This is a genomic window from Streptomyces kryoterrae, from assembly GCF_054072135.1.
Genome location: NZ_CM133358.1, coordinates 2,722,921 through 2,734,468 on the forward strand (window position 1 = coordinate 2,722,921; position 11,548 = coordinate 2,734,468).

An 11,548-nucleotide genomic window follows, 5' to 3' on the forward strand; every position below is an offset into this window, starting at 1 on the left:
GTCAGCTCCTCTCGTTGGGGACGGGCAGCAGCGGGGTCGCGTCCGTCGCCGTGCAGTGGCCGGTCGCGTGGGCGTCGAGTTCGGCGGCGAAGGTGGTCAGGGCCGAGCGGACCAGGCGGACCGTGCCGTCGGGATGGTGGCAGGCGCCGCGCCCTTCGACGAGGCCGGCCCAGCGGGCGACGTCCGCGCGGACCGTGCCCTGAGGACCGGGGGCGGCCAGGGTCTGGAAGGCGGCGGCGATCCGCGGCAGGCCGTTGAGACAGGGGCCGCACTGGCCTGCCGACTCCAGGGCCAAGTACCGCAGGACGCGGGCGGTTTCGGCGAGACCGCAGTGGTCGGTGGGCAGCGCGGCGAGCACACCCGCCCCCAGGTTGGCTGTACTGAGCGGGAGTTGGGCGGCCTCGTGGGCCGGGATCCAGGTGCCGTGGTAGCCACCGACGAGGACCGCTCCGGTGGGCCCCAGTGGCAGCAGCCTGCCGATCGGCATCCCGAACGGAGCCTCGACGACCCGCACTTCGCGCCCGGGTATGTGCACCGTGCACAGCGCGCTGCCGGGTTCCGAGGGCGTCCCGGCGGCCCGGAACCAGTCGGCGCCGTAACGGGCGATCAGCGCCAGGTGGGCCAGGGTCTCGACGTTCTGGACGAGGGTGGGGGCCCGGCGCACTCCGTGTTCCCGCACCGGCGGGCGCTGATGCTGCGGGAGTGCGGCGCCGCCGGAGACGTACGAGGCGAGGGCGGAGGACTGGCCGGACAGGAACCGTCGGGGAACCCGGACGACCTTGACGGACAGCGGGTCGCGACGGCGTTCGGCGAGGGCCGCCTCCAGATAGCTCGCGCCCGCCTCCACGGCGAGGTACGCCTCCCCGGCACCGACCGCCTCGGCCGCCAACTGGAGCCCGTCCAGGACCAGATGGGGCGAGAGATGCAGCAGCGTCCTGTCCTTGCGGCTCGCGGGCTCCCCCTCGGCACCGTTGGCGACGACCACCGGGGCACGGCCGGTCCGGCGTCCGGTGTCGGCCACGGAGACGAGTTTGCGGTAGGTGGCGAAGGCTGCTCCGCCGCGCCCGGTGAGGCCCGACTCGGCGACGGACCGCAGGAGTTGGGGTGGACTGCCGTACGCGACGGGCCCGTAACGCTGCTCGTGGGTGGTGAGGTCGGCCGGGGCGCCGCCGGGGCGCCGCCGGGGGCCAGGAGGCGGGGCGACATGAGGACCTCGGTGTACGTGGCGGTCATGAGCGGGCCCCTTCGAGCGTGCGTTCCGGTGTGTGGAGCAGGGCTGCCGGGGTCCGGCGGGAGGCGCGTGCGGCGTGGGCCGTGCGGAGGCCGAAGGCGGCGAGGACGGCGGCGACGCAGGACACCGTCAGCCAGGTCATCCAGTCGGCGCCGGTGTCCGTGCCGATGCCGATGCCGTGGACGAGGGCGATCGGCCAGGAGACATACGCGAGCCAGTGCACGGCACGCCAGGTGCGGTGGCCGAGGCGGGCGCGCAGCAGGCTGGTGACCAGTACCGCGAGCATCAGGTCGAGGGCGACCGTGCCGAGGCCCAGCCACAGGGGCTGGTAGTCGGAGACGAAGGGGACGAGGGCGTCGAGGGGTGTGATGTCGACGTAGCCGTCGATCACCGCGACGGCTACGTGGAGCGCGAGGAAGGCGGTGGCGGAGAGGGAGAGGGTGCGGTGGAGGGTGACGGTGCCGAATCTGGGCAGGCCGGGGAGTCTGGCCCGCAGTCTCACCGCGATGCCCAGCAGGACGACGACGGTGAGGAGGACCAGGCATACGGCGCCTGTTGCCCGGTTGGCGTACCAGAGGGTTTCGGAGGTCATGCGGATCCCTCCGGGGACGTGGCGGTACGGGTGGTGACCGAGAGGGGCCAACCCGGCGTCGTGACGACCGTTCCGTCTCCCGTCACCAGCCGTGCCGGGAGGCCCAGCTTCGTCAGCCAGAGTTCCGCGCCCGCCCCTTTCACCAGGGCCGCCGTGGTCGCCGCGTTGGCGTCGGCGCAGTTGGCCGCCGCGACGGAGACCGTGCGCCAGGGGGTGCGGGCGGAGAGGCCGGTCTTCGGGTCGATGATGTGGTGGAGGGTGTGCTCGCCCCGGCGCCAGTGGCGGGCGGCCGTGCCGGAGGTGGCGAGGCCGCCGCTGTGCAGGCCGATCGTGGCGTACGGGCCCTGGGCGGGCGGCTCCTCCGCCGGGCCGGTGACGTCCTGGACGCGGATGCGCCAGCCGCCCGCCGGGGGCTCACCCGCGACCGCCGTGTCGCCGCCGAGGCTCACCAGGACTCCGCACCCGGCGGTCCGGGCGAGTGTTCGCGCGGCCCGGTCGGCGGCCCAGGCCTTGGCGGTGGCGCCCAGGTCGAGGCGGATGCCGGACGGGACGGTGACCGTGCCGGTCGCGCGGTCCAGGTGTATCCGGCGCCAGCCGGGGACGCGCCGCACGGCGAGCCGTACCGGGCGGTCGTCCTCCTGGACGAGGGTGAAGTCGCGGTCGTAGCCGAGGGCTTCCAGTGCCGAGCCGACCGTCGGGTCCACGGCTCCGTCGGTCGCCTCGGCCGCGCGCAGCGCCACCGCCAGTGCCTCGGCGAGCAGCGGGCTGACCCGGGTCGGGCGGCCGTCGGTGGCGTCCAGGGCGGAGAGTTCGGAGTCGGCACGGAAGCGGCTGCAGGTGGCGTCGACCTCGGCCAGCTGGCGGGCCAGAAGGAGGTTGCAGGCGTCCAGCAGGGCCGGGTCGGTGGTGACGAGCCGGACGCTGGTACCGAGGGCACGCCAGTCGGCGGCGGCCGTGGGGCGGACGGCGGTGGTCATCACGACGCCCCCGAGGTGGAGTCGGCGGAGCCGCTGGAGTCCGAGGAGGTCAGATCGTCCGAGGAGGACTGGAGGCCGGCGGACGAGGAGTCGGATGAGCTCGATGAGTCCGATGACGCCGTATCCGTACTGGTGTCGGTACTCGTGCTGGTGTCGGTACTCGTGCTGGTGTCGGTACTCGTGCTGCTGCTCGAACTGGATGTCGAGTCCGAGGTGCTGCTCGCGGTCGTCGCCGCGTCCGACTCCATCGTGCCGACGAGGGCGAACACCCCGGCCGCCGCGGCCAGCGAGACCGCCGCCGCCACGGCCGCCGTACGCCGCATCCCTCTGCGCACCGCCGCGGCGGCTCCCCGCTCCTGCTCCTTGACCGTCATGGCCGTTCCCCTCCATAGGATGTGACTCGGTGTCACGTCCTACGTTCGGGGAACGGCCTGAGAGAAGTCTGTGAGGCGTCCATACGCCTCCCGAGAACTCTCTGAGAGCCGGATTTAAATCCCGCCCGTTGTCAGGCGGTGGCGGTCAGGCGGGCGATCGCTTCCTCGACCGTCAGTTCCTCGCGCTCGCCCGTCCGGCGGTCCTTCAGTTCGAGGACGCCCTCGGCCGAACGGCGGCCCGCCACCAGGATCTTCGGTACGCCGATCAGCTCGGCGTCCGTGAACTTGACGCCCGGGGAGACGCCGGCCCGGTCGTCGACGAGGACGCGGGCGCCGGCCGCGGCCAGCCTGTCGGAGACGTCGAGGGCCAGTTCGGTCTGGAGGGCCTTGCCGGCGGCGACGACATGGACGTCGGCCGGGGCGATCTCCTTGGGCCAGCACAGGCCCTGCTCGTCGGCGTGCTGCTCGGCGAGGGCCGCGACCGCGCGGGAGACGCCGATGCCGTACGAGCCCATGGTCACGCGGACCGGCTTGCCCTGCTGGCCGAGGACGTCGAGGCCGAGGGCGTCGGCGTACTTGCGGCCGAGCTGGAAGATGTGGCCGATCTCGATGGCGCGGTCCAGCTTCAGACCGGTGCCGCAGGCCGGGCAGGGGTCGCCTTCCCGGACGACGACGGAGTCGATGTACCCGTCGACCTCGAAGTCACGGCCTGCGACGACGTTCTTCGCGTGCAGGCCCGCCTTGTTGGCGCCGGTGATCCAGGCGGTGCCGGGGGCGATGCGCGGGTCGGCGAAGTAGCGGACCTTCTCCAGGCCCTGCGGGCCGACGTAGCCGCGTACGAGGTCGTCGCGGCCCGTGAAGTCCTCGGCCGTGACGAGTTCGACGACGGCGGGCGCGAAGTGCGCCTCGACCTTGCCCAGGTCGACCTCACGGTCGCCGGGGACGCCGATCGCGACGATCTCGCCGTCCACCTTGACCAGGAGGTTCTTGAGGGTGGCGGAGGCGGCGACCTCCAGGTACGCGGCGAGCGTCTCGATGGTCGGGGTGTCGGGGGTGGGGATCTCTTCGAGGGCGGGGACGGCCGACCCGTCCACCGGCTGGAGCGCGTACGTGATCGCCTCGGTGTTGGCGGCGTAGTCGCAGTTGGGGCAGTCGGCGAAGGTGTCCTCGCCGGCGGCGGCCGGGGCGAGGAACTCCTCGGACTTGGAGCCGCCCATGGCGCCCGCGGTGGCGGCGCAGATGCGGTAGTCGAGGCCGAGACGCGCGAAGATCTTCTGGTACGCCTCGCGGTGCAGGGCGTACGACTTGGCCAGGCCCTCGTCCTCCGTGTCGAAGGAGTAGGAGTCCTTCATCAGGAACTCGCGGCCACGCAGGATGCCGGCGCGCGGGCGGGCCTCGTCGCGGTACTTGTTCTGGATCTGGTAGAGGATCACGGGCAGGTCCTTGTAGGACGTGCACTGGTCCTTGACCAGGAGGGTGAAGATCTCCTCGTGGGTCGGGCCGAGGAGGTAGTCGCCGCCCTTGCGGTCGTTGAGGCGGAACAGCTCGGGGCCGTACTCGTCCCAGCGGCCGGTCGCCTCGTACGGCTCCCTCGGCAGCAGGGCGGGCAGCGTGACCTCCTGGGCGCCGATGGCGTCCATCTCCTCGCGGACGACGCGCTCCACGTTGGCCAGAACCTTCTTGCCGAGCGGCAGCCAGGACCACAGACCGGCGGCGGTACGGCGTACATAACCGGCCCTGACCAGCAGTTTGTGGCTGAGCACCTCGGCGTCGGCGGGGTCGTCACGCAGTGTCTTGACCATCAAACGGGACATGCGCTGGACCTGGGCCTGGGCCATGATTCTCGACTCCTGCTGCGTAAGGGTGATGGCAGGAGGTTAGCCGGGGGGTGCGGGACGGTGGAAATCGATACGCCGGTGCGGACAGATCAGCGGCGGCGCAGAGGCAGCGGGGCGCCCATCACCGCGTACGGCTTCGGGGCGCTGGGGAAGAGGACCTGGCGGGCCAGGTCCTCGTAGCCGAGGGAGTGGTAGAGGCCGCGGGCCGGGCTGTCGGTGTCGATCGCGGAGAGGATCGAGCGGGGTTCGGCGGCGGAGTCGGTGATGGCGGTGATGAGGGCGCGGCCGACGCCGATGTTCTGGAAGGTCGGGTGGACGTGCAGTTCGGTGATCACGAAGGAGTCGTCGAGCCAGGCGTCGTGGCCCTGTCTGCGCAGATACGGCTCGACGACGGTGGACCACCAGTGCGTACGGTCGTTCGGCATGCCGTACACGAACCCGGCGAGCCGTCCTTCGGGGGTGGTCGCGCCGAGCGCGCGGGCGCCGGGGTAGGTCAGGTGCCGCAGGACGATCTGCCTGCGTACGGCGACCTCGTCGGCGCCGAGCCCGAACGCCACGGCCTGGACGGCGAGCGCCTCGTCGACCCGGGCGGCGAGGTCGAGGGTGCCGACGACCACGTCGTGGGGGCGGGGGTGACGGTGGTCCTGACCGGGGAAGCGCGGCATGTCGGGAGACTACAGGGGGTGCGGAGTGTCCTTGCGGGGCGCGGGCCGGATGTGGCTGACCCCCATACCCCCGGATCGCCCGGACGACGGGGGTCGTCTCAGAACAGGACGCTCATGAACGCGCCGACTTCCCTGAAGCCCACCCTCAGATATGTCCGGCGGGCGGGGGTGTTGAAGTCGTTCACATACAGGCTGACCAACGGGGCCACGTCCGCGAGGGCGTAGCGCAGTACGGCGGCCATGCCCGGGGCGGCGAGGCCCTGGCCGCGGTATTCGGGGGCCACCCATACGCCCTGGATCTGGCAGGCCTGCGAGGTCGCGGCGCCGATCTCGGCCTTGAAGGCGACCTTGCCGTGCTTGTCGAGGCGGGCGAAGGAGCGCCCGGAGCCGACCAGTTCGGCGACCCTCGCCTGGTAGAGGAGCCCGCCGTCGCCGGCGAGTGGCGAGATTCCGACCTCCTCGGTGAACATCGCCACGCACGCCGGCATGATCGTCTCCATCTCCTCCTTGAGGATGCGGCGGACGTATGGATCCGGGGTGATGACGGAGGGGTCGGGCAGCCGGTCGGTGACCATGAGGGGCTGGTGGCGGCGGACTTCCCTGGCCGGGCCCCAGTTCGGTTCGAGCAGCCGCCACAGCAGGGTGGTGGCCTCGGCGGGGCCGACGATGGAGGAGCAGCGGCGGCCGGCTCGTCTGGCGCGGTCGGCGAAGGCGCGTACGGCACGCGGGGTGGCGCAGATCGGGACGAGGTTGGCGCCCGCGTAGCAGAGGCTGGTGAGCATGCCGTCCTCGTACCAGCCCCACATCTCGCCGCCGAGGCGCCAGGGGTCGAGGCCTGCCACCTGGACACGGGAGGTCACGAAGGCGTTCGCGACCGGCTCGCGGCCGAGGACGGCGAGCGCGGCGTCCAGGTCGCCCGGGTCGAGTACCCGGGAGGTGGTCTGCGTCAACACGTGCGGGGCCTCACCGATGCGGTCTGCTGATCTCCGCACTGTACCCGCGGAAGCTGAGCGGCGTCGCCCTGTGGTGGGCGCCGCTCGCTTGCCGGTGAAGGTTGGCTCGGCCTGCCGTCGTTCCTGGGGGCTGCGCCCCCAGACCCCCCTTCGCGCTGAACGCGCTCGTCCTCAAACGCCGGACGGGCTGAAAGATCAAGCCCCGGCCGGCAAATCCAGCCCCTTGGGGGTCCCCCCTCTGGGGGAGATTGAGGAGCGGGGGTTCGGGGGCAGCGCCCCCGAGGACGGGACGGGTAGGGGCGGCGGGGGCGAATATCAGCCCGCCACGGACACCGACGGCTCCCCGGAAGCGATTCCGTCCGCCTCCATCTGCTCGGCGATCTTCATCGCCTCCTCGATCAGCGTCTCGACGATCTTCGACTCGGGGACCGTCTTGATGACCTCGCCCTTCACGAAGATCTGCCCCTTGCCGTTGCCGGACGCGACGCCGAGGTCCGCCTCGCGGGCCTCGCCGGGGCCGTTCACCACGCAGCCCATGACCGCGACGCGCAGCGGGACCTCCATGCCCTCCAGGCCGGCCGTGACCTCTTCGGCCAGCTTGTAGACGTCGACCTGGGCGCGCCCGCACGACGGGCACGACACGATCTCCAGGCCGCGCTGGCGCAGGTTCAGCGACTCCAGGATCTGGTTGCCGACCTTGATCTCCTCGACCGGCGGCGCGGACAGCGAGACGCGGATCGTGTCGCCGATGCCCTCGCTGAGCAGCGCGCCGAAGGCGACGGCCGACTTGATGGTGCCCTGGAAGGCGGGACCGGCCTCGGTGACTCCGAGGTGGAGGGGGTAGTCGCAGGCCTCCGCGAGCTGCCGGTAGGCGTTGACCATGATCACCGGGTCGTTGTGCTTGACGGAGATCTTGATGTCCCGGAAGTCGTGCTCCTCGAAGAGCGACGCCTCCCACAGCGCCGACTCGACGAGCGCCTCCGGGGTGGCCCTGCCGTATTTCTGGAGCAGTCGCCTGTCGAGCGACCCGGCGTTCACGCCGATACGGATCGGCGTGCCGTGGTCCTTGGCGGCGCGCGCGATCTCCTTGACCTGGTCGTCGAACTGCTTGATGTTGCCGGGATTCACCCGGACCGCGGCGCAGCCGGCCTCGATCGCTGCGAACACGTACTTCGGCTGGAAGTGGATGTCGGCGATCACCGGGATCTGCGACTTGCGCGCGATGGTCGCCAGCGCGTCCGCGTCGTCCTGCGTGGGGCACGCGACGCGCACGATCTGGCAGCCGGACGCCGTCAGCTCGGCGATCTGCTGGAGCGTGGCCCCGATGTCCGACGTACGCGTCGTCGTCATCGACTGCACCGACACCGGGGCGTCTCCGCCCACGGCGACCGAACCGACCTGGATCTGTCGGCTCTTCCGGCGTTCGGCGAGCTTGGTCGGAACGGACGGCATGCCGAGAGAAATCGCAGTCATCTGCTGTGCAACCCCAAGTTGTGGTTCAAGGTCCGGTCCCGGGAACAGCGGGCTCCGGACTTCGAGATTACGGCACGTGCCCATGCCCGGGCACTCCCCCACCTCGAATGCACTCGGCGGGGGACCCCCATCGCACGTAAACCCACTCAATGGAGAACGGCCGGGCGCAGCGGAGTGCTTCCGCTGTGCCCGGCCGCCGCGAACCGCGCGGGAAACCCTTTGTGGCTAGGAGATGCGCACGGGGTTGACCACGTCCGCCACCAGGACCAGCAGCGTGAAGCAGATGAAGAGTCCCGCCACCACATAGGCGACCGGCATCAGCTTCGCCACGTCGAACGGGCCCGGGTCCGGGCGCTTCAGCACCTTCGCCGTGGTCCGGCGCAGCGACTCCCACAGGGCGCCCGCGACATGGCCGCCGTCGAGCGGCAGCAGCGGGAGCATGTTGAAGAGGAAGAGGGACAGGTTGAAGCCCGCCACCAGCAGCAACGCCATCCCAAGCTGTTGGCTGGGCGGGATGTCCAGGGTGAAGATCTCGCCGCCCACGCGGGCCGCGCCGACCACGCCCATCGGGGAGTCCGCCGCGCGTTCGCCGCCGTCGAAGGCCGCGTTCCACAGGGCGGGGATCTTGCCGGGCAGGCTCGCGATCGAGTCGACGGCCTCGCCCATCCGGTCGCCCATCCAGGTCACCGACTCGCCGAAGTCCTGACGGACGACGCCTCTGGCCGCGCCGAAGCCGAGGAAGCCCGCCGTGACGTACTGGCCCTGGACGATCTGGCCGTTGGAGTCCTTCTTCGCGACCTGGTTCGTGGCGATCTTCGCGTGGAGGGTGACCTGCTCTCCCTTGCGGTCGACGACGATCGCCACCTCCTTGCCGGGGTTCGCGCGGATCTCGTCCGAGAGCTTGTTCCAGGTGTCGACCTGGACCCCGCCGAAGGAGAGGATCTTGTCGCCCGCCTTGAGGCCGGCCGCCGCGGCCGGGGAGGCCTCGTCGGTCTTGCGGCAGTCGTCGCGGCCCTCGCTCTGGGCGATGACGCACTGCGAGACCGAGCTGACGGCGGTGGTCTCCTGCGCGATGCCGAAGCCCATGAGGACGGTCAGGAACAGTGCGACCGCGAGGATCAGGTTCATGAACGGGCCCGCGAACATCACGATGACGCGCTTCCACGGCTTGCGCGTGTAGAACAGGCGCTTCTCGTCGCCCGGCAGCATCTCCTCGAAGGAGTGGGCGCGCGCGTCCTCGATCATCCCACGCCAGGGGGAGGTCGAGCGGGCCTCTATGCGGCCGTCCGGGCCCGGCGGGAACATCCCGATCATGCGGATGTAGCCGCCGAACGGGATCGCCTTGATGCCGTACTCGGTGTCACCCTTCTGGCGCGACCAGATCGTCGGGCCGAAGCCGACCATGTACTGCGGTACGCGGATGCCGAAGAGCTTCGCCGTCGAGAGATGGCCCAGCTCGTGCCAGGCGATCGACACCAGCAGGCCGATCACGAAGACGACTATGCCGAGGATCATCATCAGTGCCGTCATGCACGGGCCTCCGCCGCTTGCTGTGTCTTCGTCTGTTGTGTCAGTTCCCGGGCCCTAGAGCGTGCCCAGGACTCCGCTTCAAGGACGTCCGAGACGGTCAGGGAAGTTCCCGTACGAGGGGTGCCGTGCTCCTCGACCACCCGGGTCACGGTCTCCATGATTCCGTTGAACGGTAGCCCGCCGCTGCGGAACGCCTCCACGCACTCCTCGTTCGCCGCATTGAACACCGCGGGGGCCGTGCCCGCGAGCTTCCCGACATGCCGGGCGAGGCCGACCGACGGGAACGCCTCGGTGTCGAGCGGGAAGAACTCCCACGTCGACGCCTTGCTCCAGTCGAACGCGGGGGCCGCGTCCGGGACCCGCTCCGGCCAGCCGAGGCCGATCGCGATGGGGCCACGCATGTCGGGGGGCGTGGCCTGGGCCAGTGTCGATCCGTCCGTGAACTCAACCATCGAGTGGACATACGACTGCGGGTGCACGACCACCTCAATGCGGTCGAAGGGAATGTCGTAGAGGAGGTGTGCCTCGATCACCTCCAGGCCCTTGTTGACGAGCGTCGCGGAGTTGATCGTGATCACCGGGCCCATCGCCCAGGTGGGGTGCGCGAGCGCGTCCTCGACCGTCACGTCGGCCAGCTGCGCCTTCGTACGGCCGCGGAAGGGGCCGCCGGAGGCCGTGACCACGAGCTTGCGCACATCGGACCGGGTGCCGGCCGCCAGGGCCTGGAACAGGGCCGCGTGCTCGGAGTCGACCGGGATGATCTGGCCCGGTCCGGCGAGCGCCTTGACCAGCGGGCCGCCGACGATGAGCGACTCCTTGTTGGCGAGCGCGAGGGTGCGGCCCGCCTCCAGGGCGGCGAGGGTGGGGGCGAGGCCGATGGAGCCGGTGATGCCGTTCAGCACCGTGTGGCAGTCGGCGGCGGCGAGGTGGGTGGCCGCCTGCGGTCCGGCGAGGATCTCGGGGAGCGGCTCGCCTGCGCCGTACCGCGTGCTCAGCGCCTCGCGCAGGGCCGGTACGGCGTCCTCGCGGGCCACCGCGACCGTGCGCACGCGCAGCCGGTGCGCCTGCTCGGCGAGGAGCTCGACCCGGCCGCCCGCGGCGGAGAGCCCGGTGACTCGGAAGCGGTCCGGGTTGCGCAGCACGAGGTCGATGGCCTGGGTGCCGATCGACCCGGTGGAACCGAGGATCACCACGTCCCTGGCGCCGCCTCCGGCTACGGGGTCGAAGACGAGGTGCGGGTCTGCGAGTGGGGCTGGACTGTCGCTCATCCCTCCATTGTGGCCGTTGCCACCGACAGTGAGGACAGGGCGTCCCCCGGGCCGAGTGTCCATAAGCGAAACCGACATAAAGATCGTGTGATAACACTTCTTTCCTGATCGGTGGACGACCGGTCAGTCGTGGACGAAATCCTTGGGGGGATCTCGATGCGCATTCGACGCGCTGCCCTGCCCGCGCTCGCGGGCGCCGTTGCCCTGACCGGCGCGGTACTCAGCACTCCGGCCGAGGCGGCCGGCGGGGTGGTCATCCGGCACGTGTGGTTCGACAGTCCGGGCTCGGACAACGGCTCCAACGCCTCCCTCAACGGGGAGTGGGTGGAGATCAAGAACACCAGCTCGGCGCCCATATCACTCAAGGGCTGGATCCTGAAGGACGTCGCCAATCACAAGTACACCTTCGCCAATCTGAGGATCGGCGCGGGCAAGACCATGAAGATCCGCACCGGCAAGGGGACGGACACCGCGGCCACCAAGTTCCAGAACCGGCGCGCGTACGTCTGGAACAACACCAGCGACACGGCGATCCTGACGAGAGCGAACGGGTCGAAGGTCGACGACTGCAAGTGGACGACCAGCGACCCGAGCGACAAAGCCTGCTAGGCGCTCCGCTGTAGGGCCGGAACACAGCCCCGCGCCCC

11 protein-coding genes are annotated in these 11,548 nt (G+C 70.8%); 2 read left to right on the forward strand and 9 right to left on the reverse strand.

Going from position 1 to position 11,548, the window contains the following annotated elements; genetic code table 11:
- Position 1: 1 nt before the first annotated feature.
- From ACW4TU_RS11380 to ACW4TU_RS11390, 3 genes are all read right to left on the reverse strand, one after another.
- A complete protein-coding gene (locus ACW4TU_RS11380; RefSeq protein ID WP_457430035.1) occupies positions 2-1,096 on the reverse strand; it encodes an NADH-ubiquinone oxidoreductase-F iron-sulfur binding region domain-containing protein in 1,095 nt (364 codons plus the stop codon).
- A gap of 133 nt (positions 1,097-1,229) precedes the next feature.
- Positions 1,230-1,823, reverse strand: a complete 594-nt coding sequence (locus ACW4TU_RS11385; RefSeq protein ID WP_457427190.1) for a ferric reductase-like transmembrane domain-containing protein — start codon at positions 1,821-1,823, stop codon at positions 1,230-1,232.
- Complete coding sequence (locus ACW4TU_RS11390; RefSeq protein ID WP_457427192.1) at positions 1,820-2,800, reverse strand: FAD:protein FMN transferase; 981 nt, start codon at positions 2,798-2,800, stop codon at positions 1,820-1,822. The genes ACW4TU_RS11385 and ACW4TU_RS11390 overlap by 4 nt, the downstream gene beginning before the upstream one ends.
- Before the next feature lie 15 nt (positions 2,801-2,815).
- On the opposite strand from ACW4TU_RS11390, the gene ACW4TU_RS11395 reads away from it, so the two are divergent.
- On the forward strand, positions 2,816-3,199 hold the full coding sequence (locus tag ACW4TU_RS11395; protein ID WP_457427194.1) for a hypothetical protein: 384 nt from the start codon (positions 2,816-2,818) through the stop codon (positions 3,197-3,199).
- Between the two features lie 106 nt (positions 3,200-3,305).
- On the opposite strand, the gene ACW4TU_RS11400 is transcribed toward ACW4TU_RS11395, so the two are convergent.
- The 6 genes from ACW4TU_RS11400 to dxr form a co-directional block, all read right to left on the reverse strand.
- Positions 3,306-5,012, reverse strand: a complete 1,707-nt coding sequence (locus ACW4TU_RS11400) for a proline--tRNA ligase (RefSeq protein WP_457427196.1) — start codon at positions 5,010-5,012, stop codon at positions 3,306-3,308.
- Positions 5,013-5,101: 89 nt separating this feature from the next.
- On the reverse strand, positions 5,102-5,677 hold the full coding sequence (locus tag ACW4TU_RS11405; RefSeq protein WP_457427198.1) for a GNAT family N-acetyltransferase: 576 nt from the start codon (positions 5,675-5,677) through the stop codon (positions 5,102-5,104).
- 98 nt (positions 5,678-5,775) lie between these two features.
- Positions 5,776-6,630 (reverse strand): GNAT family N-acetyltransferase, encoded by an 855-nt coding sequence (locus tag ACW4TU_RS11410; protein ID WP_457427200.1) that lies wholly within the window; start codon positions 6,628-6,630, stop codon positions 5,776-5,778.
- 315 nt (positions 6,631-6,945) lie between these two features.
- Positions 6,946-8,103: a flavodoxin-dependent (E)-4-hydroxy-3-methylbut-2-enyl-diphosphate synthase gene (gene ispG / locus ACW4TU_RS11415; RefSeq protein WP_457427202.1), complete on the reverse strand. Its 1,158-nt coding sequence runs from the start codon at positions 8,101-8,103 to the stop codon at positions 6,946-6,948.
- A 225-nt stretch (positions 8,104-8,328) separates the two neighbouring features.
- Complete coding sequence (locus ACW4TU_RS11420; protein WP_457430037.1) at positions 8,329-9,621, reverse strand: M50 family metallopeptidase; 1,293 nt, start codon at positions 9,619-9,621, stop codon at positions 8,329-8,331.
- Between the two features lie 8 nt (positions 9,622-9,629).
- Positions 9,630-10,901 (reverse strand): 1-deoxy-D-xylulose-5-phosphate reductoisomerase, encoded by a 1,272-nt coding sequence (dxr, locus tag ACW4TU_RS11425; RefSeq protein ID WP_457427204.1) that lies wholly within the window; start codon positions 10,899-10,901, stop codon positions 9,630-9,632.
- Between the two features lie 156 nt (positions 10,902-11,057).
- Here dxr and ACW4TU_RS11430 point away from each other — a divergent pair, with 156 nt between their 5' ends.
- On the forward strand, positions 11,058-11,510 hold the full coding sequence (locus tag ACW4TU_RS11430) for a lamin tail domain-containing protein (RefSeq protein WP_457427206.1): 453 nt from the start codon (positions 11,058-11,060) through the stop codon (positions 11,508-11,510).
- Positions 11,511-11,548: the final 38 nt, after the last annotated feature.

What these genes read in the sequence shown, in the direction of transcription:
- ACW4TU_RS11385 (WP_457427190.1), bottom strand. Translation starts at nt 1,823, where the DNA reads ATGACCTCCGAAACCCTCTGGTACGCCAACCGGGCAACAGGCGCCGTA.
- ACW4TU_RS11390 (WP_457427192.1), bottom strand. Translation starts at nt 2,800, where the DNA reads ATGACCACCGCCGTCCGCCCCACGGCCGCCGCCGACTGGCGTGCCCTC.
- ACW4TU_RS11400 (WP_457427196.1), bottom strand. Translation starts at nt 5,012, where the DNA reads ATGGCCCAGGCCCAGGTCCAGCGCATGTCCCGTTTGATGGTCAAGACA.
- ACW4TU_RS11405 (WP_457427198.1), bottom strand. Translation starts at nt 5,677, where the DNA reads ATGCCGCGCTTCCCCGGTCAGGACCACCGTCACCCCCGCCCCCACGAC.
- ispG (WP_457427202.1), bottom strand. Translation starts at nt 8,103, where the DNA reads ATGACTGCGATTTCTCTCGGCATGCCGTCCGTTCCGACCAAGCTCGCC.
- ACW4TU_RS11420 (WP_457430037.1), bottom strand. Translation starts at nt 9,621, where the DNA reads ATGATGATCCTCGGCATAGTCGTCTTCGTGATCGGCCTGCTGGTGTCG.
- dxr (WP_457427204.1), bottom strand. Translation starts at nt 10,901, where the DNA reads ATGAGCGACAGTCCAGCCCCACTCGCAGACCCGCACCTCGTCTTCGAC.
- ACW4TU_RS11430 (WP_457427206.1), top strand. Translation starts at nt 11,058, where the DNA reads ATGCGCATTCGACGCGCTGCCCTGCCCGCGCTCGCGGGCGCCGTTGCC.